At 64.2% G+C, this 25007-nt stretch carries 26 protein-coding genes; 13 read left to right on the forward strand and 13 right to left on the reverse strand.

The features are described from left to right. Positions 1 to 31: 31 nt before the first annotated feature. The 3 genes from Har1129_RS02810 to mct form a co-directional block, all read right to left on the reverse strand. A complete protein-coding gene (locus tag Har1129_RS02810) occupies positions 32 to 592 on the reverse strand; it encodes a TATA-box-binding protein (RefSeq protein ID WP_151099279.1) in 561 nt (186 codons plus the stop codon). Between the two features lie 201 nt (positions 593 to 793). After that, positions 794 to 1234 (reverse strand): TRAM domain-containing protein, encoded by a 441-nt coding sequence (locus tag Har1129_RS02815; protein WP_151099280.1) that lies wholly within the window; start codon positions 1232 to 1234, stop codon positions 794 to 796. Between the two features lie 70 nt (positions 1235 to 1304). After that, positions 1305 to 2495 carry a succinyl-CoA:mesaconate CoA-transferase gene (gene mct / locus Har1129_RS02820; RefSeq protein ID WP_151099281.1) on the reverse strand — a complete coding sequence of 397 codons (1191 nt, stop codon included), beginning with the start codon at positions 2493 to 2495 and terminating at the stop codon, positions 1305 to 1307. 121 nt (positions 2496 to 2616) lie between these two features. Between mct and glmS the strand changes: the two genes are divergently transcribed. Genes glmS through citE form a run of 5 tightly spaced genes read left to right on the forward strand, consistent with a single transcriptional unit; the run spans position 2617 to position 7887 of the window. After that, positions 2617 to 3057, forward strand: a complete 441-nt coding sequence (gene glmS, locus Har1129_RS02825) for a methylaspartate mutase subunit S (RefSeq protein WP_151099282.1) — start codon at positions 2617 to 2619, stop codon at positions 3055 to 3057. A gap of 2 nt (positions 3058 to 3059) precedes the next feature. Then, a complete protein-coding gene (locus tag Har1129_RS02830) occupies positions 3060 to 4523 on the forward strand; it encodes a methylaspartate mutase subunit E (RefSeq protein ID WP_151099283.1) in 1464 nt (487 codons plus the stop codon). Further along, complete coding sequence (locus tag Har1129_RS02835) at positions 4513 to 5781, forward strand: methylaspartate ammonia-lyase (RefSeq protein ID WP_151099284.1); 1269 nt, start codon at positions 4513 to 4515, stop codon at positions 5779 to 5781. Before Har1129_RS02830 ends, Har1129_RS02835 begins: the two co-directional genes overlap by 11 nt. Next, positions 5774 to 6850: a 2-methylfumaryl-CoA hydratase gene (gene mch / locus Har1129_RS02840; protein WP_151099285.1), complete on the forward strand. Its 1077-nt coding sequence runs from the start codon at positions 5774 to 5776 to the stop codon at positions 6848 to 6850. The genes Har1129_RS02835 and mch overlap by 8 nt, the downstream gene beginning before the upstream one ends. Further along, positions 6847 to 7887 carry an L-malyl-CoA/beta-methylmalyl-CoA lyase gene (gene citE / locus Har1129_RS02845; RefSeq protein ID WP_151099286.1) on the forward strand — a complete coding sequence of 347 codons (1041 nt, stop codon included), beginning with the start codon at positions 6847 to 6849 and terminating at the stop codon, positions 7885 to 7887. The genes mch and citE overlap by 4 nt, the downstream gene beginning before the upstream one ends. 17 nt (positions 7888 to 7904) lie before the next feature. Here the strand turns inward: citE and Har1129_RS02850 are convergent, their stop codons facing one another. Next, positions 7905 to 9023 (reverse strand): pyridoxal phosphate-dependent aminotransferase, encoded by a 1119-nt coding sequence (locus Har1129_RS02850; protein WP_151099287.1) that lies wholly within the window; start codon positions 9021 to 9023, stop codon positions 7905 to 7907. Between the two features lie 38 nt (positions 9024 to 9061). Then, positions 9062 to 9205, reverse strand: coding sequence for a hypothetical protein (locus Har1129_RS20390; RefSeq protein WP_191906141.1), 144 nt, complete (start codon positions 9203 to 9205; stop codon positions 9062 to 9064). Between the two features lie 79 nt (positions 9206 to 9284). Between Har1129_RS20390 and Har1129_RS02855 the strand changes: the two genes are divergently transcribed. Together Har1129_RS02855 and Har1129_RS02860 are read left to right on the forward strand one after the other, a co-directional pair. Then, positions 9285 to 9794 (forward strand): CinA family protein, encoded by a 510-nt coding sequence (locus Har1129_RS02855; protein WP_151099288.1) that lies wholly within the window; start codon positions 9285 to 9287, stop codon positions 9792 to 9794. Between the two features lie 36 nt (positions 9795 to 9830). After that, positions 9831 to 10337, forward strand: coding sequence for a metal-dependent hydrolase (locus tag Har1129_RS02860; RefSeq protein WP_151099289.1), 507 nt, complete (start codon positions 9831 to 9833; stop codon positions 10335 to 10337). Here Har1129_RS02860 and Har1129_RS02865 read toward each other — a convergent pair. After that, positions 10334 to 11095, reverse strand: coding sequence for a PHP-associated domain-containing protein (locus tag Har1129_RS02865; protein WP_151099290.1), 762 nt, complete (start codon positions 11093 to 11095; stop codon positions 10334 to 10336). The genes Har1129_RS02860 and Har1129_RS02865 overlap by 4 nt on opposite strands. 116 nt (positions 11096 to 11211) lie before the next feature. Here Har1129_RS02865 and Har1129_RS02870 point away from each other — a divergent pair, with 116 nt between their 5' ends. Beyond that, positions 11212 to 11511 (forward strand): hypothetical protein, encoded by a 300-nt coding sequence (locus Har1129_RS02870; RefSeq protein WP_004516837.1) that lies wholly within the window; start codon positions 11212 to 11214, stop codon positions 11509 to 11511. A gap of 153 nt (positions 11512 to 11664) precedes the next feature. Here the strand turns inward: Har1129_RS02870 and Har1129_RS02875 are convergent, their stop codons facing one another. The 7 genes from Har1129_RS02875 to Har1129_RS02905 form a co-directional block, all read right to left on the reverse strand. Beyond that, positions 11665 to 12102 (reverse strand): transcription elongation factor Spt5, encoded by a 438-nt coding sequence (locus Har1129_RS02875; protein WP_004516836.1) that lies wholly within the window; start codon positions 12100 to 12102, stop codon positions 11665 to 11667. A gap of 4 nt (positions 12103 to 12106) precedes the next feature. Continuing rightward, a complete protein-coding gene (locus tag Har1129_RS02880) occupies positions 12107 to 12286 on the reverse strand; it encodes a protein translocase SEC61 complex subunit gamma (RefSeq protein ID WP_004592944.1) in 180 nt (59 codons plus the stop codon). A 149-nt stretch (positions 12287 to 12435) separates the two neighbouring features. After that, complete coding sequence (locus Har1129_RS02885; RefSeq protein WP_191906140.1) at positions 12436 to 14889, reverse strand: methyl-accepting chemotaxis protein; 2454 nt, start codon at positions 14887 to 14889, stop codon at positions 12436 to 12438. Beyond that, positions 14886 to 16124, reverse strand: coding sequence for an ABC transporter substrate-binding protein (locus tag Har1129_RS02890; protein WP_225307727.1), 1239 nt, complete (start codon positions 16122 to 16124; stop codon positions 14886 to 14888). The genes Har1129_RS02885 and Har1129_RS02890 overlap by 4 nt, the downstream gene beginning before the upstream one ends. A 126-nt stretch (positions 16125 to 16250) precedes the next feature. Further along, positions 16251 to 17411 carry a cell division protein FtsZ gene (gene ftsZ / locus Har1129_RS02895; RefSeq protein ID WP_151099292.1) on the reverse strand — a complete coding sequence of 387 codons (1161 nt, stop codon included), beginning with the start codon at positions 17409 to 17411 and terminating at the stop codon, positions 16251 to 16253. Positions 17412 to 17514: 103 nt separating this feature from the next. Continuing rightward, positions 17515 to 18870: a D-aminoacyl-tRNA deacylase gene (locus Har1129_RS02900; RefSeq protein ID WP_151099293.1), complete on the reverse strand. Its 1356-nt coding sequence runs from the start codon at positions 18868 to 18870 to the stop codon at positions 17515 to 17517. Beyond that, positions 18870 to 20231, reverse strand: a complete 1362-nt coding sequence (locus tag Har1129_RS02905) for a sodium:calcium antiporter (RefSeq protein WP_151102075.1) — start codon at positions 20229 to 20231, stop codon at positions 18870 to 18872. The genes Har1129_RS02900 and Har1129_RS02905 overlap by 1 nt, the downstream gene beginning before the upstream one ends. A gap of 137 nt (positions 20232 to 20368) precedes the next feature. Between Har1129_RS02905 and Har1129_RS02910 the strand changes: the two genes are divergently transcribed. From Har1129_RS02910 to Har1129_RS02930, 5 genes are all read left to right on the forward strand, one after another. After that, positions 20369 to 21166, forward strand: coding sequence for a shikimate dehydrogenase (locus tag Har1129_RS02910; protein WP_151099294.1), 798 nt, complete (start codon positions 20369 to 20371; stop codon positions 21164 to 21166). A 50-nt stretch (positions 21167 to 21216) separates the two neighbouring features. Further along, complete coding sequence (locus Har1129_RS02915) at positions 21217 to 21816, forward strand: helix-hairpin-helix domain-containing protein (RefSeq protein WP_151099295.1); 600 nt, start codon at positions 21217 to 21219, stop codon at positions 21814 to 21816. Between the two features lie 106 nt (positions 21817 to 21922). Next, positions 21923 to 23392 (forward strand): aminodeoxychorismate synthase, component I, encoded by a 1470-nt coding sequence (pabB, locus tag Har1129_RS02920; protein WP_151099296.1) that lies wholly within the window; start codon positions 21923 to 21925, stop codon positions 23390 to 23392. Then, a complete protein-coding gene (locus Har1129_RS02925; RefSeq protein ID WP_151099297.1) occupies positions 23389 to 24129 on the forward strand; it encodes an aminodeoxychorismate/anthranilate synthase component II in 741 nt (246 codons plus the stop codon). The genes pabB and Har1129_RS02925 overlap by 4 nt, the downstream gene beginning before the upstream one ends. Then, positions 24114 to 24986 (forward strand): aminotransferase class IV, encoded by an 873-nt coding sequence (locus Har1129_RS02930; RefSeq protein WP_151099298.1) that lies wholly within the window; start codon positions 24114 to 24116, stop codon positions 24984 to 24986. The genes Har1129_RS02925 and Har1129_RS02930 overlap by 16 nt, the downstream gene beginning before the upstream one ends. Positions 24987 to 25007 lie beyond the last annotated feature (21 nt).

Raw genomic sequence — 25007 nt, forward strand, 5'->3', positions numbered from 1 at the left:
TGACCGCCGCCCAGTCACTGGCACCGCGTGGTTAGTCCAGCAGTCCGAGGTCGCTTAGCCGTTCGACGATGGTGTCGACGGCCTCTTCCGCGTCCTCTTTCCGTTTCCCGCCGGTAACGACGAGCTTCCCCGAACCGAACAGCAGCGCGACCACGTCTGGGTCGTCGAGTCGGTAGACGAGGCCCGGGAACTGCTCCGGCTCGTACTCGATGTTCTCAAGCCCGAGGCCGATTGCGATGGCGTTGAGGTTGAGCGAACTCCCGAGGTCCGCGGAACTGACGATGTTCTGGACGACGATCTCCGGGTCGTCGTCGACCTGAATGTTCAGGTCTCGGAGCTTGTCGAAGACGATTCGCAGGCTCTGGTGGACGTCGTCCGTCGATTTCGCACCCGTGCAGACGATCTTGCCCGACCGGAAGATGAGCGCGGCGGATTTGGGGTCCTGTGTCCGATAGACGAGGCCCGGGAACTGTTCGGGGTCGTAGTCGGCCCCCTCCAGATCCATCGCAACGCTCTCAAGGTCGAGTTCTTGTCCGATACCGGTCGAAGCAACGACATTTTCGATGTCAATGCTCTCTTTTGGGTCGACCATGTAGTGTTTTAAATACCGGATTTAAATCATATAAACGTTTGTGATGCTGTGATTACTAGTCGTTCTTCGACCTCTACCACGTCCGACAGATTCCATTCAAATAGGGGTCTGTCGGTTGAGCGACCCTGTTGTGACCGTTTGGTCCGGCCCTGCAGTCTGCCAGCCGACGGTTACTGGGCCGCTGAAAACGAAGCTGTTCCGCTATGCGGTCCGGCCGTCGTTGTCGACGACGCTCGCAAACGCGACGTTTTCCTGTACGGTCTCGATCTCGACGGTCGGCGAGTCGCCCGGTTCACCGTCAGGAACGATGACGACGTACCCTCGTTCGACCTTTGCGATGCCGTCGCCCTGATCGCCGAGCGATTCGATGGTCACGTTTCGGATTTCGCCCTCATCGACTGGCGGTTGCGGGACGCCGGTGTCGGCTCGCTCCGGGTCGGTATTCTGTGTGGGCGTCTGAGTCTGGGCTGTCGTCGCCGAGCCGGCGTCAACTTGCGAAAGCAGGCCTACGCGGTAGGTCTCGCCCGGCGAAATTGCGCCGTGAGACACTTCGCTTTTCGGAATTTCGACGACATATCGGTCCCCATCAGTCTCTACTCGCGCACTGAACAATGTACTGAGTGCATCTGGAACTTCGACCATAGCCTACTGTACGGCTCATGATAGATAATGGTCCTGCCCTGATGTGGTGAAAATTGCCGACAGTTGCCGATTAGTCGTCGCCTTCGACGCGGTTGGTCTCCGTACTGACCCCAGCCTCATCGAGCAGTTCCGTTCTGTGCTCGTCTAGCAGTGGTGCGCGACCACCGGGCGAGGGCATCGTCTCGGTCATCTTTATTGGACTGCCGGCGATAGTCATCTGTTCATCGGCACCGGGCTGGTCGACATCGGTGAGCATCTCCCGGTCGTGGATGTGTGGGTCGTCAAAGATGTCGGCAGTGTTCTGGACCGGGGCGGCCGGCACGCGTCCTTCGAGCAGGTCGAGGAGCGTCTCCGAGTCGATGGTGGCGGTCCAATCGGCGATCTCGTGACGCAGGGACTCGCGGTTCGCGATCCGACTGCCGGCGTCGGGGTAGTCCGCAGCGAGGTCCGGTCGGTCCATCGCCTCGCACAGCGCCTCCCAGTGGCCGTCGGCGAAGGCCGCGATGACAACGTGGCCGTCGGCGGCCTCGAAGGAGTCATAGGGGAACAGCGTGGGGTGGGAGTTGCCCTGCCGGGTCGGCGACTCGCCGTCACAGGAGTACTGATACACCGTCCGCTCGCACAGTGAGACCATCGAGTCGTACATCGCCGTATCGACGTACTGCCCCTCGCCCGTGCGCTCGCGGTGATGCACGGCCGCGAGGATGCCAACGGCGTTCAGCACGGCGGTAAAGAGGTCGCCGACGCCCGGGCCGACCTTCGTTGGCGGACCATCCGACTGGCCGGTGATTTCCATGACCCCGCCCAGTGCCTGTGCAATGAGGTCGAACGAGGGTTGGCCCTGCCGGTGGGTTTCGCCCGTCCGCGGGTCGCCAAAGCCCCGGATAGAGGAGTAGATCAGGTCCGGATTGTGCTCTCGCAGCGTCTCGTAGCCGCAGTCGAATTTCTCCATCGTGCCGGCCTTGAAGTTCTCGACCACCACGTCTGCGCGCTCGACGAGTGAAAGGAACGCCTCGCGGTCCTCCTCCGCCCCCAAGTCGAGTTCGAGCGAGCGTTTGCCGCGGTTGACGCTCTGGAAGTACCCGCCGTAGGCCTCCTCGTCGCCGTCGTCCACGAACGGCGGGTTCGACCTGATGAGGTCGCCGCCGGGGCGTTCGACCTTTACCACGTCCGCGCCCATGTCTGCGAGCAACATCGTACAGTACGGTCCGGCGAGGACCTGTGTCAGGTCGAGCACACGCAAGTCGTCAAGCGCACCCATGCAAAAACCACGACGGGGCGGCCGCATAAACCTTCTTGAACGTCCGTTATAAATTCCTTAAGGCCATATTATCATGAAAGACCATTAGGTTTATCACTACCCGCCGATGACGGGGTAGTACATGCCCCGGACCGTTATCCTCGGCGTGATTGGCTCCGACGCACACGTCGTCGGCATCACGATTCTAGAGCAGGCGCTCTCGGCCGCTGGCTTCGAGGTCATCAACCTCGGTGTCCAGACGTCACAGGACGAGTTCGTCTCCGCCGCGAAATCTCACGACGCCGAGGCGGTACTGGTATCCTCGCTGTACGGGCACGCCCGTCAGGACTGCGAGGGGCTCCACGAGGAGCTCGACGACGCCGGGCTCGACGTGCTCACCTACGTCGGCGGGAACCTCGCCGTCGGGCAGTCCGACTTCGAGGAGACGCAAACGACCTTCCGGAAAATGGGCTTCGACCGCGTCTTCGACGCGGAGACCGACCCGGAGGAAGCAATAGCGATGCTCCGCGAAGACCTGCAACTGACGACAACAGAGGCGGAGCAGATCAGGGTTGACGGGTGACTATGCCAACTGACGAGCGACTCAGCGACGACCAGCTACAGCGCATCGCAAACGACCTCAGGGACAACTGGCACACGGGCCGCGAAGTCGACTTCGAGGAGGCCATCGCCTTCCACGAGTCGCTGCCGGCCTCGAAACAGTTCGCCACGGTGCTGGAGTCGGCTGACCAGCCACTCCTCCAGCCGCGGGCGGGCGTTCCCTGTCTCGAAGAACAGATCGACTTGCTGCGGTATCTACAGGACGAGGGCGGCGCGGACCTCCTGCCGACGACTATCGACTCGTACACGCGCGACAACGAGTATGAGAAGGCAGAAGAGGGACTGGCCGCCTCCCGCGGCAGCGACGAGAACGAACTGAACGGCTTCCCAGCAGTCAACCACGGCGTCGAGGACTGCCGACGACTCATCCGCGCGCTCGACGCGCCGGTCGAGGTCCGCCACGGCACGCCCGACGCCCGACTGCTGGCGATGGTCACGCTTGCTGGCGGCTTCCAGAGCTTCGAGGGCGGGCCGATATCCTACAACATTCCGTACACAAAGCGGCACGACCTCGCGACGACCATCGAACACTGGCAGTTCGTCGACCGGCTCTGTGGGGCCTACACCGAACGCGGCGTGACGATCAACCGCGAACCGTTCGGCCCGCTGACCGGGACGCTCGTCCCGCCGAGCATCGCCATCGCAGTGATGCTCGTCGAGGGTGAGTTAGCCGCGACACAGGGCGTTCGCTCGCTCACGCTGGGCTACGGACAGGTCGGGAACCTCGTGCAGGACGTTGCGGCGCTGCGCGCGCTGCGGAAGCTGGGCAACGAATACCTCCGCGACGAGGTGACGGTTACGACCGTCTTCCACGAGTGGATGGGCGGCTTCCCGCCCGACGAGGCCCGCGCCAACGGCGTCATCAGTCTCGGCGGTGCGACGGCGGCCGTCGCGCAGCCGGACAAAGTCATCACGAAGTCCGCTCAGGAGTTCCAAGGCGTGCCGACGAAAGAGGCCAACGCGGCCGGACTGCGAACGACGAGACAGCTTATCGATATGATGATCGAACAGGACATCGATTTGGGTGGTATCGACGAGGAACAGGCGCTCATCGAGCGAGAGACGCGGGCGCTGATGGACGCCATCTACGACGCTGGCGACGGCGACGTTGCACAGGGGGTTATCAACGCCTTCGACAGCGGCGCGCTGGACGTGCCCTTTGCGCCGAGTGACGCCGCGGAGGGCGCGGTGCTGCCGGCCAGAGACGACGACGGGCGGGTCCGCATCTTCGAGTTCGCGGACCTCGCGCTCCCGGACGACATCAAGGAAATCCACGCCGCACGACTCGGTGAACGGGCCGAGACCGAGGGCCGCGACCAGTCGTTCCGGATGGTCGCCGACGACGTGGATGCCATCAGCGACGGGAAGCTCATCGGGCGTCCGACCGGCGACAGCAAGCCTGCGGGAGGTGCCAGCGATGCGGATTGAGGACGTTCGGACAGTTCCCGGCCTCTCCGGGTTCTTCTTCGACGACCAGCAGGCAATCAAGGACGGGGCGACCCAGAGCGGATTCGCCTACGACGGCCAGCCGGTCACCGAGGGGTTCGACCGCATCCGCGAGGCCGGCGAGGCACTCATCGTTGAAATCGAACTCGCCGACGGCTCCATCGCGACGGGCGACTGTGCCGCAGTGCAGTACTCCGGCGCTGGCGGTCGCGACCCGCTGTTCCGGGCCGAGAAGTACCGCCCCGTCGTCGAGGGGCCCGTCGCCGACGCGCTCCGCGGACAGGACGCGACCCAGTTCGGGGCCAACGCCACGATGCTGGAGGAGATGGACGCCCACCGCTCGGGCGGTGGCCAGCTCCATACCGCGGTCCGATACGGCGTCTCGCAGGCCCTTCTCAATGCCGCCGCGCAAGCGCAGGGAGTGACGCCGACAGACGTGCTCGCAGACACCTACGACACCGAACCGGCAACTTCGCCGGTCCCGGTGTTCGGACAGTCGGGCGACGAGCGCCGCATCAACGCCGAGAAGATGCTCATCAAGGGCGTCCCGGTCCTGCCACACGGCCTGTTCAACAGCGTCGAGAAGGTCGGCGAGGACGGCGAGGGGCTGCGTGACTACCTCGCGTGGCTCTCGGACCGGGCGACGGCGCTCGGGCCGGAGCCGTACTCGCCGCGCTTCCACGTCGACGTGTACGGCATCCTCGGGAAGGTGTTCGGCCCGCCCTACGACCGGACCGAGGTGACCGACTACTTCGAGACCCTGCGAGAGGCCGCCGCGCCGTACCCCCTTCAGGTCGAAGGTCCGATGGACGCCGGCGGCCGCGCTGACCAAATCGCCGAGATGGCTGAACTCCGGGACGGACTGGCCGATGCTGGCGTCGACGTGGACATCGTCGCCGACGAGTGGTGCAACACCTTCGAGGACGTGCAGGCGTTCGTCGACGCAGGTGCGGCCGATCTGGTCCAGATAAAGACGCCAGACCTCGGCGGCATCCAGCGCTCGACCGAGGCAGTGTTATACTGTGACGGCACGGACACCCGCGCCTACGTCGGCGGCACCTGCAACGAGACCGTTACCTCGGCGCGGGCCTGTGCCCACGTCGCGCTGGCGACCGACGCCGCACAGGTGCTGGCAAAGCCTGGGATGGGCTTCGACGAGGGATTCATGGTGGTCACAAACGAGATGCGGCGAGCGATTGCACGCCGCGAGGCCACACGGGAGGTGCCGGCCGATGACTGACTGGGCCGACCCCGACGCGCTGGATCTCTCGGACGAGGAGACGTTCGACTCGCTGCTGGACCAGGCCGACACCCGCGAGAAGGGCCACTTCTTCGAGTTCTTCACCGAGGGTGACGAGCTCGCCCACGACCCCGGCCTCCGCCTCTCTCAGCACGGCAGCGAACAGTGGATGGGCCAGACGCTCAACCACGACCCGGCGTACTGGCGGGCTGATACCGCCCGGGAGCGTGGCTTCGAGGAGCGGCCGGTTCACCCGGACTATCTGCTGGCCTGCGTCATGGGCATCACCGTCGAGGACCTCTCGGAGAAGGGCGGCTACTTCCTCGGGCGCGACGACGTGGCGTTCCATCAGCCGGCGACGGCCGGCACGCCGCTGTCGGTCACCTCAACCGTCGTGGACACGCGGACATCCTCGTCCCGGCCGAAGTACGGAATCGTGACGTGGGAGACGGAGGGCCGCGACCGCGAGACGGGCGAGACGCTCGTCACGTACGAGCGGACGAACATGATTCCGCGGCGCGAGCCAGCGGCGACCGACGGCGGTGCGATGGGCGAACAGGATGAGAGCGGCCCGACCCTCCCCGACACCCTCGTATCGCCCGACGGGGAGCATTTCGAGGACTTCAGGCGAGCACTCGACACTGCCCGCGAGGAACACGCCGCCGTCGCCTACCGCCACGAACGCGGGCGGACGATGGACGACCAACTCGTCGCCGGCCTGCCGCTCGCGACGCTCAACACAGCCCGTCAGCACCACAACCGCGACGAGATGGCCGACTCGCCGTCGGGCGACATCGTCGCGTACGGCGACGTGACCCGCTCGATTGCGCTGGCCCACGCCCGCTCCGACGAGGCGACCTACCGCGAACGGCGCTTCGCCGACGAGCGGTTCCACGACTTCGTCACGCTCGGTGATACCGTCTACGGCTTCACGCGCGTCCTCGACTGTGACCCCGACGCCGGGCCATCGCGGGCCGGCGCGGTCACCTTCGAACACGTCGCGTTCAATCAAGAGCAGACCCCGGTCTACTCTGGCCGGCGAACCGCACTCATTCAGCGAGATACATGACACGACTCTGCCGAACCTTCCAGACCGCACCGGCCGCCATTCCGAACGACAACAGCGCGAAGTTCCTCGTCTCTGGACTCACGAGCGAGGGGTTCCAGACCCCCGACTGGCTCGTCCCCGACATCGAGGACGGCACCGCGCCGTCGATGAAAGACGAGGCCGTCGACAACATCATCGAGCACGTCCCCGACCACGCCGACGAGTTCGCGGGGGAGATTCTCCCGCGCGTCGAGTGGGCCTATGACGATGCTGACGCCCGCGAGCGCGGCATCGAACAGGTGACCCGCCTAGCCGATGAGGTCGGCGAGGAACTGGATGGCTTCGTCTTCCCGAAGGTCGGCCGCATAGACGATGTGCGCGACGCCGCGGGCGTCATCGCCGACGCGGAGCGTGACGCCGGGCTGAGCGAGGGGGCTCTCGATATGGCGATTATTTTAGAGACCGCTCCCGCCCGCTCTGACCTGCGTGAAATCTGCCAGTACGCGGACGATTCGCGCCTCTCCGGGCTTGTCTTCGGCCCGGTGGACTACACGGCCGAACTCGGCGGCCGCGCGCTCAACGGCGAGCGGCCCCGCTGGGACGGTCTGCTCGAAGCGCTCTCGAACGAGACGAGCGCCGCCGACATCGTCGCCATCGGCGGCCCCTTCGACCAGTTGTTCCACGAGCGCGCCGGCGTCACCTACTACAACGCCGAGGGCTACGCCGATCAAGTAGAGTACGAGGCGACCATCGGTATCGACGGCTCGTGGTCGCTCCATCCCAAGCAGACCGAACAGGCGAATCGCATCCATATGCCGACAGTGGAAGAAATGGAACGCGATCTCCACAAGATCGAGTCGTTCAACGAGGCCAAACGCGAGGGGACCGGCGCGGTCGTCGTCGACGGCCAGATGGTCGACGAAGCGACCTACAAGAACTTCGCCAACACGGTCAAAACGGTCCGGGCCATCGACGAGACCCATCCTGCCCAGACCGAGGAGTACTACGACGACGCCCTGCTGGCGCGGGCGAGAGACGTGGAACTGATCTTCGGCTAAGCCGGCGATTGCTTTTTTTACTCGAAATAGCTCGCCAGCCGCTCGGCCGCCTCGTCGACCCGCGGCGTCACCAGTGCGAACCGTATCCAGTCGCTGCGGGACTCACCGAACGCCTCGCCCGGCATTCCGGCGACGCCGGCTTCGTCGATGAGTTCGTACACGTTCTCGAAAGAGCCGGGGAAGTCGGGGAACCGCGCCATCACGTAGAAGCCGCCGTCGGGCCGGTTGTACTCGGCACCGGCCTCGGCCAGCGCGGCGCAAAAGTCGTCGACCCGAGTTTCGAGTCGCCGTCTGCAGGCGGCGTAGTAGTCCGGGCTCGTCGTCTTCAGTGCCCGCAGGACGGCATACTGTGCCGGTCTGCTACCGGTAACGTTCGTGAGCATGTGCTGGGTTCGGGCACGCTCCAAGAGCGAGCCAGTGGGGCCGTCCTCCGGCGGGAAAATCGCGTAGCCGACCCGAAAGCCGGTGATTGCCATCGTTTTCGAGAAGGAATTGGTGGCGACGATGTGGTCGGAATCAGCGTGTAGCGCCGAACTGAACCGGCCCGCGTAGTCGAAGTGGTCGTACACTTCGTCGCTGAGCAACAGAGCGTCGTACTCCTCGGCGATAGCTGCGAACTCGGCCATCGCCTCAGCGCCGTACACTGCACCGGTGGGGTTGTTCGGCGAATTGACGACGATGACGGCCGTCTCCTCGCTTGCGGCAGCCCGGACGTCCGCGGGGGCAAGTCGGTTGGTCTCGTCGACTGGGACGAAGGAGATGTCCGCGCCGATGAAGTTGGCCCGGCCGGCGTAGTAGGGGTAGACCGGGTCCGTCAGCAGGATTTCGTTGCCATCGAAGTGGTGGAGGCCGCCGGTCATCGCGAGATGGTTCGCCTCGCCCGCGCCGTTCGTGACGATGACTCGGCTTCGGTCCACGCCGCGTCGGGCGGCGATTTCATCGCGGAGGGGCGTCAGCCCCACACTGGGCGGGTACTGGTAGTCGTCCGCCGGGGCCTCGGCGTAGTCTCTGAGCCCGTCCCGAAGCCCCTCGGGCGGGTTCCAGTCGGGATTGCCCGACACCATGTCCACCACGTCCCGGTCGGCCCGGGCCGCGTACTGCATGACCCGGAAGAACTGGGGTTCCGTGTAGTCCATACAGACCTTCCGGCTGCCGGCCCCGTCTGCTTTTCTGTCTACTGCCGGATGTACAGCGTCAGTCCGCCGAGAACAAGCAACAGTACCCCCCACAGGAGGTCCGACCCCGGCAGGACCCAGAGGAATAGCGTCACGAGCCCCGACGTAAGGAGTGACCAGCCAAGCGTCGTCTGATAGCTCATACACGCAGTTGTGTCTCCGAACTGAAAGTATCTCGGCCCGCCCTGAACGCTTATTCGCCCGTCCTGCTAACGACCGGCAATGGCAGACGATACAGCGGACCCGGTCGAGAAGCGTGTCGGGGAGCGTCTCCGAGAAGCCGATGCCACGGTCGCTACCGCGGAGTCCTGTACCGGTGGCCTCGTCGGGTCGAGAATAACGGACATACCGGGCTCCAGTGATTACTTCGACCGCTCGCTGGTCACCTACTCCTACGAGGCCAAGCGAGAACTGCTGGCCGTCTCACGGGAGTCACTGGACGCCCACGGCGCGGTCTCCGAACCGGTCGCGGCGGAGATGGCCCGGGGTGTTCGCGATACGGCCAGAACCGACTGGGGCGTCGCCACGACCGGCGTCGCCGGGCCGAGCGGCGGTTCGCCGGAGACGCCCGTCGGGACCGTGTACATCGCCGTCGCCGAGGCCGCGCCGTGGGGAACCAACGAGTCCGGCGTGACAGTATCCCGCTACGAGTTCGACGGTACCCGTCGCGAAGTCAAATCGAGCATCGCGGCACAGGCACTCCGAGACCTAGAAACCGCCCTACAGGAGTAGTAAGCTCTTTTAGGTGGGACACAGACGGTCCGGTAGATGAACAAACGTGGGCACGTCCTGAACGCCGTCCTTCTGAGCATCGGGCTGGGATACGTTCTCGACCCCTCGGGCGATGTGACGACCTTCGCGACAATCGCGGAAGTGTTTCTCCCCGTCGTTCTGGGCGCGCTGTTCCCCGATGTCGACACCGCCTTCGGCAAGCACCGCAAGACGCTGCACAACATCCCCGTCCTCGTGATCTTTCTGGCGCATCCACTGTATCACGGCGGCAATCTCCAGTGGGTATGGCTCGGCGTCCTCACCCACTACGTGCTGGACTACTTCGGTTCCCGCCGGGGCATCGCCCTGTTTTACCCCATCTCGGACAAAGAATACGGCTCACCGACGGGCGTGACGACGACCAGCGAGCACGCCGAGATCGTCACCGTCGCAATCACTATCTTCGAACTGACTGCGGTCGGCCTGCTAGTCCACGTGCTCCCACAGTATCTCCCGCCAACGGTCAGGACCTTCGTCGTCGAGAACAGCGTGTTTCTGGTTTAATACACTTTCACGTCGTCGAACCGACCGCCGTACGCGACGTGGTCAGGGTGAGTTGGCTCGGTCCCCTGTAGCATCAGCCGATCAAATTTGCCCCACGTGTTTTCTAGCCCCAGATGCGCCCACTCGACCGCCCGTCGGAGGTCGTGTGAGAGACCGTCGCGATGGAACAGCGACCGCTCCACGTCGTTTTTCAGCGCCGCACTGAGCGCCGCCACGTCCTCGAACGCCTCGGCAAAGGTCACGTACGCCTCGCCGACGGTCCCACGGACGTGGGCATACGACGAGACGAACGGCTTGTGACCGGTCTCCGACGTGAACGACTGCGCGCGGTCTCGGTGGTGGGACAACTGTTTGGGGTTGTACACTTCCAGTGCATCGATACTGTCCTCGTGGGATTCGATGTCGTCCAGCCCCAGACTCACATTGAGAAAGCCGGGATGGGGTACGAGTACAGCCGCACCTTGGCGGTCGAGTTCCCGCATCGCGCCGTCGAAGGTAATGAAATCCGGAATCGGCTCTTCGAGGCCAAGCGCCAACACGTGCCGGCGCTGTTGCCATGTCCCAGTAAATATCTCTCTGGCTGGAAACACGGTCAGCTCTTCGTCGGAAAACGCCTCTGCTTGCCGCCGTATCTCCGGGAGCCGCGTGAAATGCGGCGCGTACACCAGCGCGTCGAGGCCACGTGCCTTCGCGCGCTCGACGACCCCGTCGTCGAGTACTTTCACGTGGAGATCAACGGCGTACCCCTCGGGTTGCACGGTCAACGCTAACTCCGTACTGCCATTAGGGGTTTCCGTTTCGGCAGCCTGAGCGACAGACCGCTGACAGGTGGGCTGCCAAGGTTTTTACCCCCGCGTCGCCTGCGACTGAGCAAATGCCACGCTGGGAGTGCGACATCGAAGGGGACGATAGACAGTTCGACCGCGTCGAGGAGCTTATCATCCACCAGTCGGTCGAACACGACCGCATCGAGTGCAAGGTCTGTGGTGCCGTTGTCCCCGACGGCTACTTCGCTATCAAGCACGCCTTCGACGAACACTCCCGCGCGGAGTACGTTCGCGCCTACGACGCCTCCGCCGCCGAGGTCCGCCGCCGCGAACAGATAAAGGAGTCCGTCGAGGCTGCCGCCAACATGAGCGAGGTCATCGACCGACTGGAAGGCGGCGAAGCGTAGCGTCGGTACTGCGGCAGTCGCTCTTTGAGACGGAGACGGACCGCCGACAATTCGCTCGAAAATTCTGCTTTGCAGTTTCGGTCGCCGTCCGTTCGAGGTGAACGAGAGTCGCTTCGCCGACCGCGTCACACGGTTTCGCGGCCCGGGGCTTCTCTACCGCTCTTCGGAGTCGAGGACTCGGATCTGGTCACCGCGCACGGTAACCGGAATCGGGACCGTTGCCTCGTACAGTTCGACGGTCACCTGATCTTTGCCCTCGTCGATGCGCTGGACCTGCGCCTTCTCGCCCTTGAAGGGGCCGGCGATGAGTTCGACGATGTCGCCCTCCGCGATGCCTTCCACGTCCGGCTTCGGCGAGAGGAAGTGCTCGACTTCCGCCATCGAGGACTCTCCCTGCACGACGCCGTTGGCGTGGGGGATTTCGTCGAGGATCCGGTCGAAGACATTGTGATCGTCGGCTTCGACCATCACATAGCTCGTCAGCGAATCAGGAGCGAGCGCAGCGTGAATCTCGTCTTCCTCGCGGGAGATGATCATGTCCGCGACGGTGCGTTCCTGACTGGCCGTGGTTTTGACTGCGTAGATCCCCATGAGTTTACACCGGCTTGCTGCCAGGGATGAAGGTCATCACGGCGAAGATGATGAACCCGAGCAGTCCGACCAGCGCGATGCCCGCGCCGGCGATCTTCGCGATCTGGGAGAACTCCTCCCACGACGGCGTACTCGCCAGTTTGAGTACGCGGATGTAGGAGGTGAGATCGTATGGAACGTCCATAGCGGGTCGTACCCACTGGTGGCTTTTCTATATTGTGGTGCGCGGCGACGAGTTCGCGCCACTCACAGCGCGCTCTGGGTATCGCGGCTGAGAAAAATAAGCTGACAGAACGGTGCGATACCCGGAACTGGCGTTCCGAAGCCGTTCGGTCAGTCGTCGGTCAGCGCAGTTCCGCCCGAGTCGTGTGTTCCCAGTTCACTACTGTCACCGGCATCGCTGGTTTCGAACTGGTCGATGAGGTCCTTGAGGTCAGTCGCCTGACTGGAGAGGGACTGTATCTTCTCGGTGACCTCCGTAATCGACGCCGTCTGTTCCTCTGCGGACGCGGCGACGTTCTCGGCCTCGGAAGACGTCTCCTCGCTGATCGAGCCGACTTCCTCGGCCATCGAGACGACTTCCTCCATCGAGGCGGCCTGTTCGTCGGTCGCGTCGCTGATTGCCTGCACGCCGTCGTTTGCCTCGTTGACCTGCTGGACGATACTGGTCAGCGCGTCGGTCGCGTTTTCGACCGTCTCTTTCCCGGTGTCGACGCTCTCACCCATCTCCTGCATATCCTCGACGGTCGAGTCAGTCCGGGACCGAATGTCGTCGATCATCGACTCGATGTCGGTCGTTGCTTCCTGCGTTTCCTCGGCGAGCGTCTTGATCTCGCGGGCCACGACAGCGAACCCTTCGCCCGCCTCACCGGCCCGGGCGGCCTCGATGTTCGCGTTGAGCGCGAGCATGTTCGTCTGTTCCGCGATCTCGTCGATGAGCGTCGTGACCTCGCCGATGCGCTCCATCTCCGCCGCGAGGGACTCGACCTGTTCGATAGCCTCGGTGGACTTCCGTTCGAGCGCCTCGATTTCGGCGGCGGCCTGCTCAGCGTATTCGCGGCCGGACTCGCCGTCGTTGACGGCCTGTTGTGACTTCGACGCGACTTCGTCGGTCGACGAGGTGATTTCCTCGACAGTCGCCGACAGGTCGGTCATCTCGTCGCTCACCTGCTGGATGTTCCTGTTTTGCTCGTCAGCGCCCTCGGCGATCTGTTGCACCGACTCGCTCACCTGTTCGCTGGCCGACCGCACTTCCTGTGCGCTCGCGGAAATCGTCTCGGTCGAACTGTCGACCGTTCCGGCGAACCCTTCGATGCGGTTGACTGTCCGTTCGAGTTCAGCGATCATCTCGTTGAAACTCTCTGCGATATCGACCATCGCGTCGTAGTCGCTATCGGTTGCCATCCGCTGTGTGAGGTCCCCGGCCGCCGACCGGTCCATCACATCGCTGAATTCGGCTGCCTTTGCTTCGAGGGCGGACGCCATTTCCTCGGCGTCTTCTTTCGCCGCCTCCGCCTCGTCTCTGGCGGCCTCGACGTCGGTAATCAACGTCTGGATGTCTTCGCCCATCTCCTCCAGCGCCGCACCGAACTCACCGGGGATGCTCTCGTCGAGCGCCGGGTCGTCGAACCGCTTTTCGGCGAGTGCGTCGGCCTGATCCGCGGCGGTCGTCAGGTATGCCTGCATCGACGCGAATGAGTCGTACAGCTGTCCCATCTCGTCAACGCGGGTGGTCTCCGGGAGCGTACTGTTGATGTCACCGGCAGCGATGTCCTCGGCGCTTTCAGCCACGCGGGAGAGTGCGTTCGCGGTTCCGCGCCCGATTGTCACGCCGACGACGAACAGCGCCCCGACGGCCAGCGCTAAGAGAAGCGCGATGTTCTCGGAGACAGCCGACTGTAGGGCGAAGGCCCGGTCCTGCGGGACGTGGTACAGCAGCGCCCACTCCGTGCCGGTGACCGGCGTGTACGCCATCACGTACTGCCCGTCTTCCATGCCCGTTCTGGCGGAGACCGATTTGTAACCGGTTTCACCGTTCAATGCCGCTTCGACACTCGTGTCGGTCGCGTCCCCGGTTGCCGCGTATTCTTCGAGAATCGAACTCTTTCGATTGTCGAGTATGATCTGTCCGTTCGACCCGACGACCTTCACGTCGCCGGTCGCAAACGGTGACGTGAACTCGTGGGAGCGCGCCTCGAGCGACGCCGTCAACACCACGTATTCGTTACTGCCGGAGACGGGCTGGACGAACGCGATAACTGATTCGTTACCGCTCAGGTACGCTTCGGACGTACCCGTCGGTCCCGACGAGACGACTGCACCACTCGCATCGGTCCACGGATCGTCAACGTCGCTCAGTGCGACGCCGTTCAGCTCGTCATCGGTGCTGGCGGTGACTGTACCGTCAGCGGCGTCGACGTAATGAAGCGCCCGGACGTCGCCCGGGAGCCCAATGAGCTTCTGTTCGAGCCACCGCTGATTTTCCCTGTCCGAAGTCGAGTCGGACCGGTCACCGATAGACGCCGCAAGGAACGACGCCGTCGACTGCTTGTTCGAGACCCACGTGGAGACGGAACTCGACTGTGACTCCGCAACACCGCGGATTTGCTCCTCTGTCTGTGACTCGACCAGCGCCCCCGTTTCGAGGTTGATGGCTGCCCCACCGAGTGCGAGCAAGACGACCACGCCGAGCAACAGCACACCGAACTTCGCCGCGTACCGCCGCCGAATGACGTTGGGGAGCGCGCGCTCCGTCGCCTGCACCATCCGGCTTGGGAGCGAACTCATCGGTTCCCTCCCGATTTGAAGAACTGTGGTTGTAACAGCTCAAGCGATTCGACCGAGCCGTTAGTGACACGTTCGATCAGATACGAGCTCAGCGGTTCGAGATTCCCTGTCAGGTCGACGCTTCCCGACGCACCTTGGTAATTCACTTCACGTCCTGCTTCGGTAAGTGACCGAACCCGGCCGAAGTCGCCGACCGAGACGGTGTGTCCGGACCCGCCAGAGACCGACTGAATGGCGTCTGCGATCGCCGGCCCGCTGCTCTCTCCGGCCTGTTCGGCGGCACACGCCATCAAAAACAGCGCGTCGTACGCGTTGACCGAGTACGCTCTGGGCTGGTCGATGTCCGAGAGGCGGCGGACGAGTTCGAAGTACGCCTGCGTTCTCGCAGATGACAGCGACGCGCTGTAGAACCCATCGTAGTACGACGGGAGATCGCCGCCGAACATCCCCGCAGACAGCACCCACGGAACGTCGTACTCCGACTGATTGTATGCATCGAGGATGCTTCGCTCCTGACCGGAGACGCTGGTGAAGCTGACGGCATCAGGATCGTTCTGGAACACGTCTGCGAGCGCGTCGTCGAATGATTCCGACGACGGGTCGTACCGAACGTCGGCGACAATCTCGGCGTCCAGTGCCTCACGCTGTGCGTCCGCCAGTCCAGCACCGAACGAGTTGTCGATGCTCAGTAACGCGACGGAGTCCGCACCGATATACAGCGGGTCGTCGACGGCTTTCGCCATCACCACCGCCTGCGTCCCGTCGCTTGGCACCGTCCGGCCGAAGTATTTCCGGCCGTTAGCCCGGCCAGCAGTCGAGAGCTGCGGGGCGGTACTGGCTGGACTGACTTCCATTATCTCATCGCTGGCCGCCTCCGGCGCGAGCGCGAGTGACGCGTCACTGACGAGGCCACCGACGAAACCGATGACACCACGGTCGGCGAGCGAGCGGTACTGCTCGACAGCAGTTTCGGCGCTCGCCTCGGTATCGAGGACGGTCACTTCGACGCTATTACCGCCGATCCCACCGCCAGCGTTGACATCGTTCACAGCCTGCTCAACCATGCGCTTGCCGTGTTGCCCGAGTGGGGCAAGTGCACCACTGAGTGGGAGTAGTGCACCAAACTGAACAGTGTCACCGCTCCCGCTTAGAGAACCAAGGCAGCCAGACGAGAGGCCCAAGCTCCCAACGGCTAAACACTTTTTGAGAACACTACGCCTCGAATCTGAGTACATGCGAGTAGAGACTGAATTTCAGGATAAACCCCTTTCGGCGAGAGTATCATTTATGATAGCATTCGTGTACCTAAAGAGAATTGTCTGCCGGTATTTGTAGTCAAAAGAACAGACGACGAGGCGGTTTCAGTCCACGTAGTCGATATCTTCGCCGAGCTGCTGGGCGGCCTTTTCCTGTTCGGCCTCACTCTGGCCGTAGATCTGTGGGCTTTCGACGCCGGTAACGACGATCATCGTTTCCATCTTGCCCTCGAACTCGTTGTTGACCGACGCGCCCCAGATGATCCGGGCGTCGGGGTCGATGCGGTCGTAGATCTCCTCGACGACGCCCTCGGCTTCTTCGATGCTCATGTCCGGGCCGCCGACGACGTTGACGAGCGCGGAGTTCGCGCCGTCGAACTCAACGTCGAGTAACGGCGAGCGAAGCGCCGAGCGGATGGAGTCTTGAGCCTTGTTCTCGGAGTCGGACTCGCCGAGACCGATCATCGCGACGCCGCCGTTCTCCATGATCGTGCGAACGTCGGCGAAGTCCACGTTGACGAGGCCGGGCTTGGTGATCAGTTCGGTCATGCCCTTGACCGAGCGCATGAGGACGCGGTCACAGATCTTGAAGGCGTCCTGCAGCGGCATCGACGGCGCGTAGTCCAGCAATCGGTCGTTCGGGACGACGATCACGGTGTCAGAAACAGAGCGGAGCCGTTCGAGGCCGGCGTCGGCGTTGGCACGCCGGCGCTCACCCTCCGCAGTAAACGGAATCGTGACGATAGAGATGGTGAGTGCGCCAGCTTCTTGCGCAGCCTGTGCGACGACCGGGGCCGCGCCGGTCCCCGTTCCGCCGCCGAGACCCGCCGTGACGAACACCATGTCAGAGCCGTCGATGGACTGCTGGATGTCCTCGATATCTTCCTGTGCGGCCTCCTCGCCGATTTTCGGGACCGAGCCGGCTCCGCGGCCGCCGGTGCGCTTGCGGCCGATGAGGATCTTGGTGTCGGCGGCTACCTCGTCGGCAAGGTGCTGTGCGTCGGTGTTCGCGGCGACGAGTTTGGCCCCGTGGATGCCCTCCTCCATCATCCGGGTGACCGTGTTCCCGCCAGCGCCCCCGCAGCCGACGACCGTGATTTTGGTTTCGAGGTCCTTGACGACGCTTGCCAGTTCCTCGTCTGACATCGTCCCCGATGTGGACATATCCTGAGACGGTGTCGATGTCGTTTCCTCGACAGTTCCGCCCGCCGCGTCCTCCCCGTCTTGTTCTGCCTCGTCGATAGCGTCGTCAATTATCGAATCCATAATTTAAAGCGTCCTTGCAGACGAATAGTTATTAGTTTTCCCCCTGTGTCTGACGCTCGTCTGACGTGTTGCGCCCCAGTTTTGACGGCTAACACGCCAGTGTTCACAGCGTATATCGACGTATACGCTCGTGATGGAACCGCTCCGGGTCGATCTCTTCCCCGCCGATTTCGACTGCCTCGCCCGAGGCGAGCTTCCCGAACTTCGGTCCTTCGGGGATGTCGGCCGTCCGCGCGAGGTCCGGGTCGAACACCGTCTCGCGGGCAACGAGTTCGTCCGCAGTCCAGTCGATGCTGTCGAAGCGTCGTTCGAGAATTGTGACGAGCGGGTCGATAACCGCTTCCAGATCTGTCGTTGCTGGACAGACAATCGGTCCGGTGAGTACGGTCCCGTTTTGCTCGGTCACATACGCGATAGACTGCCCTTCGATAGCCGCACGCAGTGCGTCGCTATCGATGCCGCGCGCGTCCGATATCAGTTCGTCCGGAAGGTCGAGTATCGCCCACTCGCCGTCGTATCCCGGTGCGAGCTCTCCGAACCTGAGACCGTCGTCGACCGGCCGGACAGCGTCTTCAAGCGCCTCAACGAGGCCGAGGTCGACACCAGTCGTCTCCTGAACGAAGGTTTCGCTGACGACCCGGTAGCCGAGTGACTCGATAGCTGTCTTGAGGTCTGGCCGGTCACCCTCCATAAGGGTGTAATCGGCCGCGCTAGCTCGGAAGGCACGTTTGAGAACGGCGTCACGCTCCTCGTCGCTGTCGGCCCACTCGGTCAGGGCGTCTATCGACCAGTTTGCGGCGATGTGGCCGACGGCCCAGTCAGTCTCCCGGACGACCCGCTCGAACCGTGGCGCATAGTGACCGCCGCCGACGCCAAGGAGGTGGCGGCGCGTCCCGTTCTCCCGTGGCTTGTCGGCCGGTTCGTCTGCGAGGTCCAGTATCGCTCTGGCGACGGCTTCGGCGGCGTCAGGGTCTTTCCACTGTGGCTCCGCGCTGCCGACCTCGACGAACATCGACGGAACACCGACGTCCGTCGGGCCGTGGTGTGTACACTCCATCCCGACCTCGTATTCCGGTGGAGCATGGCGCTGGAGTGCCGAGACCACTGCCTCGTGTGCGCCGGGACAGGCGCGAGCGAAGTGGCCGTCCTCGCCGCCGTACTCTGCGACGCCGAAGTTCCCAGTGTGGTGGGCCGTCAGCAGTTCCTCGGTCTCGCCGGCGTGTTTCGAAGCGAACACCAGCAGGTCCGGCTCGTCGAACGCCGTCGCGGCGTCTTCGATGTCCAGATGAAGCGCCTCGAACTCGCGGAGTTCCGCGCTCTCAGTCCGGTACACCGTTCCACCACCTTCGGCGTCGGGTCGCGTCTCGTCGACGCTCGTGTCCCAGTCTCGCAGGGAACGCAGGTGCTCACCGATGTGAGTCGACGCCGCGTCAGCGTGTGAGACAACGATTCCAAGCATCAGTCGGCGTTCTCCGGGTGGATCGGCTCACGCCCCAGTGCGGTCCGGACGGCGTCACCGGCCAGCCCGAACAGGTGTTTCAGCGCCTCGCGACGCTGGACGAACAGGCCGGCCCCGATGAGGACGTACAGGCCCGTGTACGCCAGCAGGAGGTCGTGACTCGATATCGACAGGGCGACGAGGTCCCTGATGAGGGCGAACTCAAGAATCACTTGCGAAATGAACAGCACGAACAGCCCGATTGCTTCGCGAATACTGATCTCGAAGTTGACCAGAATCGCGAGCGCGAAGAAGGACTGAGCCGCCGTAATCCAGATTTCCGCGCCCTGTCTGGCGTCGAACGGCAGGACGCCGTATCCGCCGAGCGCGATGGAGTACACCACCGCGATGGTCCCGATGAGCAGCGTCCACTGGTTGAGCTTCGAGGAGATGAGGGCGTTGAACCCAGCGGTCGACCGGGCCTTGTTGACCAGCACGGCGACGACGATGAGCTCGGGCGACTCGCTGGCCAGCGGGGCGACCCACTGGATCATGAAGAACTCGGGAATGCCGTTCGCGACACCGATTTCTTCGAGGCCGTGCGCGAACGGCTCGACGGCCGTGAAAATCATCACACCGGAGTAGCCAAACAGCGCCAGCACGACCAGCGGCCGCCACGGCAGCGACCAGTCCTGGAAATACTTCGGTACGCCGACGGTGTGCTCGCTGTGTTCGATGTCGGACTTGAGCACGAGTCCGATGTACGCGACGTAGAGACCGACCAGAAACAGCGTGTCGAGGATACCGATACCGCCGCCAAGGGGGACGAGAAACGCCCACATCGTCGCCAGAAAGAGGAAGGAGATTTCGGTCGCGATGTCGGTATCCAGCTCGACGGCGTCTCGCAGGAACCCGTCACGTTTCGTGACTGCTGGGTCCCGTGTTTTCGCAGCCCGCCAGACGGTGAAGACGGCGATGCCAGCCCAGCCAAGACCGATGAGGATGCGGTTCGCGCCGGTCATGTTCGCGATGGCCAGATTTGCGTCGTGACAGGCGCGGGCCAGCGATGTCTCGCTGGCCTCGATAGCCTGTGCGGAGAGTTGGCTACAGGCTTCTGTCGTCGCCCCACCAGCCCCGGCGTTCCAAGCATACAGCGCGTCGACAGCGTACTCGGGGGCCACGGCGAGAATGGCAAGGACAGCGATAGCGAACGCCCTCGGGACATCCTTCTCGGCGGTTTCAGCGCCCCATGCCAGAAGGAACGACGCCCCGAGGACGGCGAGCCCGCTGACCGCGACGGTGGTCACGTTCCCGACTTCACTGCCGGAAAGAAACAGATAGATCCAGCCGACAGTCAGGGTAAGCGCGACTGCGACTTGCATCAGGGGATGGCGAAAACGGCTCACTACCAGACACGTGGCTGGGTCCAGCCGAAAAGCTTGCGAAACTCTCGACTGAGTACCCTGCCCACGTGCAGGAGAGCGTGGCGTTCATACCATCGGGGGACGCTGGCGTTGGTATGGACGTTTACGGACTCATCGGGAACCCGGTCGGGCACTCGCTGTCGCCGCCGATGCACGAGGCGGGCTACGAGGCACTGGGTCTCGACGCACGGTATGTCACGTTCGAACCGCCGGCCGATGCTGGTGCAGAAGCCATCGAGGCGGCCCGGACACTCAGCGTCGACGGCCTCAACGTCACCATCCCGTTCAAGCAGGACGTGCTAGACGCCGTCGACCCCGCCCCACTCGCCGAGCGAATCGGCGCGGTCAACACCATCGATTTCGACGGTGGGACACCGACGGGCTACAACACGGACGCCGTTGGTGCTGTCCGAGCGCTGGCACACCACGACGTATCACTGTCCGGCACTGCGGTCGTCGTCGGTGCCGGCGGCGCGGGGCGAGCGGTCGCGTTCGGCCTCGCCGACGAGGGGCTGTCGGTGCGAATCGCGAACCGCACCGAAACGAAAGCCCACGCGCTCGCCAACGAGGTTCCAGACGCGACGGGCCACGGGCTTGATTCGCTTTCCGACCTGCTCGCGGACGCCGACATCCTCGTCAACTGCACCAGCGTGGGCATGGAAGAAGACGCGACCCCAGTGCCCGGCGAGGCGCTGCACGGCGACCTCGCGGTACTCGATGCGGTGTACACACCAATCGAGACCCGTCTACTACAGGACGCGGCGGCCGCGGGAGCGACGACCGTCGACGGCGCGTGGATGCTCCTGTATCAGGGGGTCGAGGCGTTCGAACTCTGGACCGGCGAAGACGCCCCCGTAGACCGAATGAACAGGCAATTGCGCGAGAGCCTGTAGCGAAACAGCCACCAGCAAGAGATTTGTGTTGGGGATAAATACGTTCATGTATGGGTCTGCTTCAGAAATTGAAATCCGTTTTCGGGCTTGACGGGGCTGGGTCATCCGCGTCGGGGACCAATCGTGACGTGGACGTGACCGTCGAACGAGAGCCCGCTACTGAAGACGAAGACGCCGTCAAAGGAACGAACACCGCGACGACTACCGAGTCCCGAACATCCGATACCGCGGACGGGGCCGGTACTGCATCGGGGGCTGGGAGTGCGACATCCACTAAGACGGACGAGTCGGAGACTGCGGCGTCACCGACCACGACCGACGACGAATCGGCATCTGCGACTGATGATTCTACCACGGAGTCCGAGCCAGAAACAGCGGCCGACGATGAGGACAGCGATTCGGCGGCTACGGCTGCCGAGGAACCGGTCGAGGGTGACGACGAGGAAGCAGCCGAAACTGATGACGAGAGAAGCGCCGCCCCCGTCACGGATATCAAGGGTATCGGACCCGCCTACGCCGACCGACTCGCCGATGTCGGCATCGAGACGGTGGGCGAACTGGCCGCCGCAGACGCGGCCGACATCGCCACGGACACCGACCTCTCCGAAAGCCGCGTTTCGGGCTGGATCGAGCGGGCCGAGGAGTCCTAAGGCAGCTGGCGGTCCCTCTTTTCGAGCCGAGCCGCCGACGGACCGATAGTTCGTCGGACTCGCCGAACCGCAAGGGAATTAGTCGCCGCAGTGCTTTCGTTCTGTAATGCCATCGGTCGAAACGGACCGGACTGCATTCACCGACCTCGCAGCCGACGCGCCCCCGGAGGCACGTATCCCCGTCGAGGTCCGCGTGGATATCGACGACCCGTTTCTCGCCTACCGGCGGGCGCGCGACGAAACTGGCGGCGTGTATCTGGCAACTACCGGCGGACAGTCGGGGTGGGGCTACTTCGGGACGGCCCCGGAGGACTTCCGCGAGGTCGGCCCGGGGACGGGTGAGACGCTCGCCGCACTGACCGAATTCCTCGACGGCGAGCGGCTGGTTCGGGGTGACTGTGACGTGCCGTATCCCTGCGGGGCCGTCGGCTGGCTCTCCTACGACGTGGCGCGAGAGTTGGAGTCACTGCCCGACAGCGCCGACGCCGACCGTGCACTGCCGCGCCTGCAGGTGGCTCGCTACGACCGCTTCGCCGCTTGGGAGGAACCCCGCGGTGACTCGGTGACGATGCGCGTGACGGCCTGCCCGCGACTCGGCGGCTTCGAGACGCCCGAGTTGGCCTACGAGTTCGGTAAGCAACACGCTTTGGACCTCGCACGCGCGGCCACCGAGGGCGACCCAGCCGTCGACGATCCGCCCGTCGAGGCCGACGAAGCGACCTTCGAGAGCGATTGCACGCGCGAGGCCTTCGCCGACCGGGTCCGGACGGTCAAACAGTACATCCGCGACGGCGACACGTTTCAGGCGAACGTCTCACAGCGCCTCCGTGCCCCCGCGGCAGTCCACCCCGTCGAGGCATTCGACGCCCTCCGGGCGGTCAACCCCGCGCCGTACTCCGCCCTGCTTGAGTTCCCCGGCGTCGACCTCGTCAGCGCCAGCCCAGAACTGCTGTTGCACCGCGACGGCGACCGAATCGAGACCGAACCCATCGCTGGCACCCGCCCGCGGGGCGAAACGCCCGAAGCCGACGACCAACTGGAAGCGGACCTGCTCGACGACGAGAAGGAGCGGGCCGAACACGCGATGCTCGTCGACCTCGAACGCAACGACCTCGGAAAAGTGAGCAAATTTGGGAGCGTCGAGGTGTCAGACTACCGGCGCGTCGACCGCTACTCCGAAGTGATGCATCTGGTCTCGGTCGTCGAGGGCAGACTCCGCGACGGCGCGACCCTGCAGGACGCCATCGCCGCGGTGTTCCCCGGCGGGACGATAACCGGCGCGCCCAAGCCCCGGACGATGGAGATAATCGACGAGGTTGAGGCCACGCGACGCGGGCCCTACACCGGCTCCATCGGCCTGTTCGGCTTCGACGGCCGGGCGACGCTGAATATCGTTATCAGGACTTTAGTCCGCTACGCCGAGGAGTACCACCTCCGCGTGGGGGCCGGCATCGTCCACGATTCCGACCCCGACAGCGAGTATCAGGAGACGCTGGACAAGGGCCGCGCACTCGTCAACGCTGTCGACGAGGCGCTGGGGCGGCGCGTCGACCTATCGATGGAGGACCAGCAATGAGCGGTCACCGTGACAGCGGTCACGGCGGCGAAAACGGCGTTGGTGGCCCGGCGACGGACTCGCTGGCTCCGACCGTGCTGGTCGTGGATAACTACGACTCCTTCGCGTACAACCTCGTTCAGTACGTCGGCGAGGTGGTCCTCCGACTCGGTGGAACAGCAGACAACGTGGTCGTCCGGCGAAACGACGCCATCGATGTCGAAGGCATCCGCGAACTGGACCCTGACGGCATCGTCGTCTCGCCGGGGCCGGGGACGCCTGAAGAGGCGGGCGTCTCGATGCCGATATTCGAGGAACTGCGGTATCCGACGCTCGGGGTCTGTCTCGGCCATCAGGCGCTGTGTGCGGCCAACGGTGCGCCCGTCGGCCACGCCGAGGCGGTTGTCCACGGCAAGTCCTCGCCGGTTACCCACGACGGCACCGGCGTGTTCGAGGACCTGCCGGAACCCGTTGAAGTCGGCCGCTACCACTCGCTGGCGGTCGACCGCGGGACTCTCCCCGACGTGCTGACCGAGACGGCGTACACCGTCAGTGACGACGGGACCGAAAACACTGATTCGACGCCAGACTCAGCCGAGTCTGCCACCGCTGACGGCACCGGCGAATCGCAGGTCGTCATGGGTGTCCGCCACAGCAACCGTCCGCACATCGGCGTCCAGTTCCATCCCGAGAGCATTCTGACCGACCACGGCAAGACCATGATCGAGAACTTCTGCCTGCTATGCAATACCACGTAGACGGGACGCTCGTCCCCGAAGACGAGGCGACGGTATCGGTTCGCGACCGCGGATTCATGTACGGCGACGCGGCCTTTGAAACACTCCGGGCCTACGGGGGCGAGCCGTTCCGCTGGGACGCCCACCGCGAACGCCTCCAGCGGACGGCGGAGACGCTGGGCTTCGCCGACGCCGTGCCCGAAGACCTCCGCGAGCGCGTCGACGAGACGCTTGCGGCCAACGACTTAGCGGAGGCGTACGTCCGGCTGTCGGTCACGCGGGGCGTCCAGCCCGGGAAGCTCACGCCGGGTGCCGATGTTGACCCGACGGTAGTTGTCATCTGCAAGGGACTGCAGCGGGGCGGACTCGACGGCGAGCGCGTCTGGGACGGACCGGCGTCGGTCCAGACCGTCCGGACCCGGCGGATCCCAAGCGAGGCCGTCCCGGCGGACGCGAAGACCCACAACTACCTCAACGGGATTCTCGGCCGGCTCGAACTCCGGAAAGCCGCCGCCGGCGGTGAACCGGCCGACGAGTGTCTTATCCGGGACACGGACGGCAATCTGGCCGAGGGCGCGACGAGCAACCTCTTTTTCGTCACGGACAACGGCCTCCGGACGCCGAGTGCGGACCTCGACCTGCTGCCGGGGGTCACCCGCGACGTGGTGCTGGACATCGCCCGCGGCGAAGATTTTCCCGTCGAAACCGGCCACTACTCGCTCGATGCGCTGCGTGACGCCGACGAGGCGTTTCTCACGAACTCAACATGGGAAATCCGGCCGATTGAGACCGTCGACGGCATCTCCGTTGGGAGCGGGCCGATGACGAAACTCCTTCAGCGGCTGTTCGACGAGCGAATCGAGAAGCGGCACTACTGATCGCGCTGAAGGGGTGGAAAG

Source organism: Haloarcula sp. CBA1129, from assembly GCF_008729015.1.
GTDB lineage: Archaea > Halobacteriota > Halobacteria > Halobacteriales > Haloarculaceae > Haloarcula.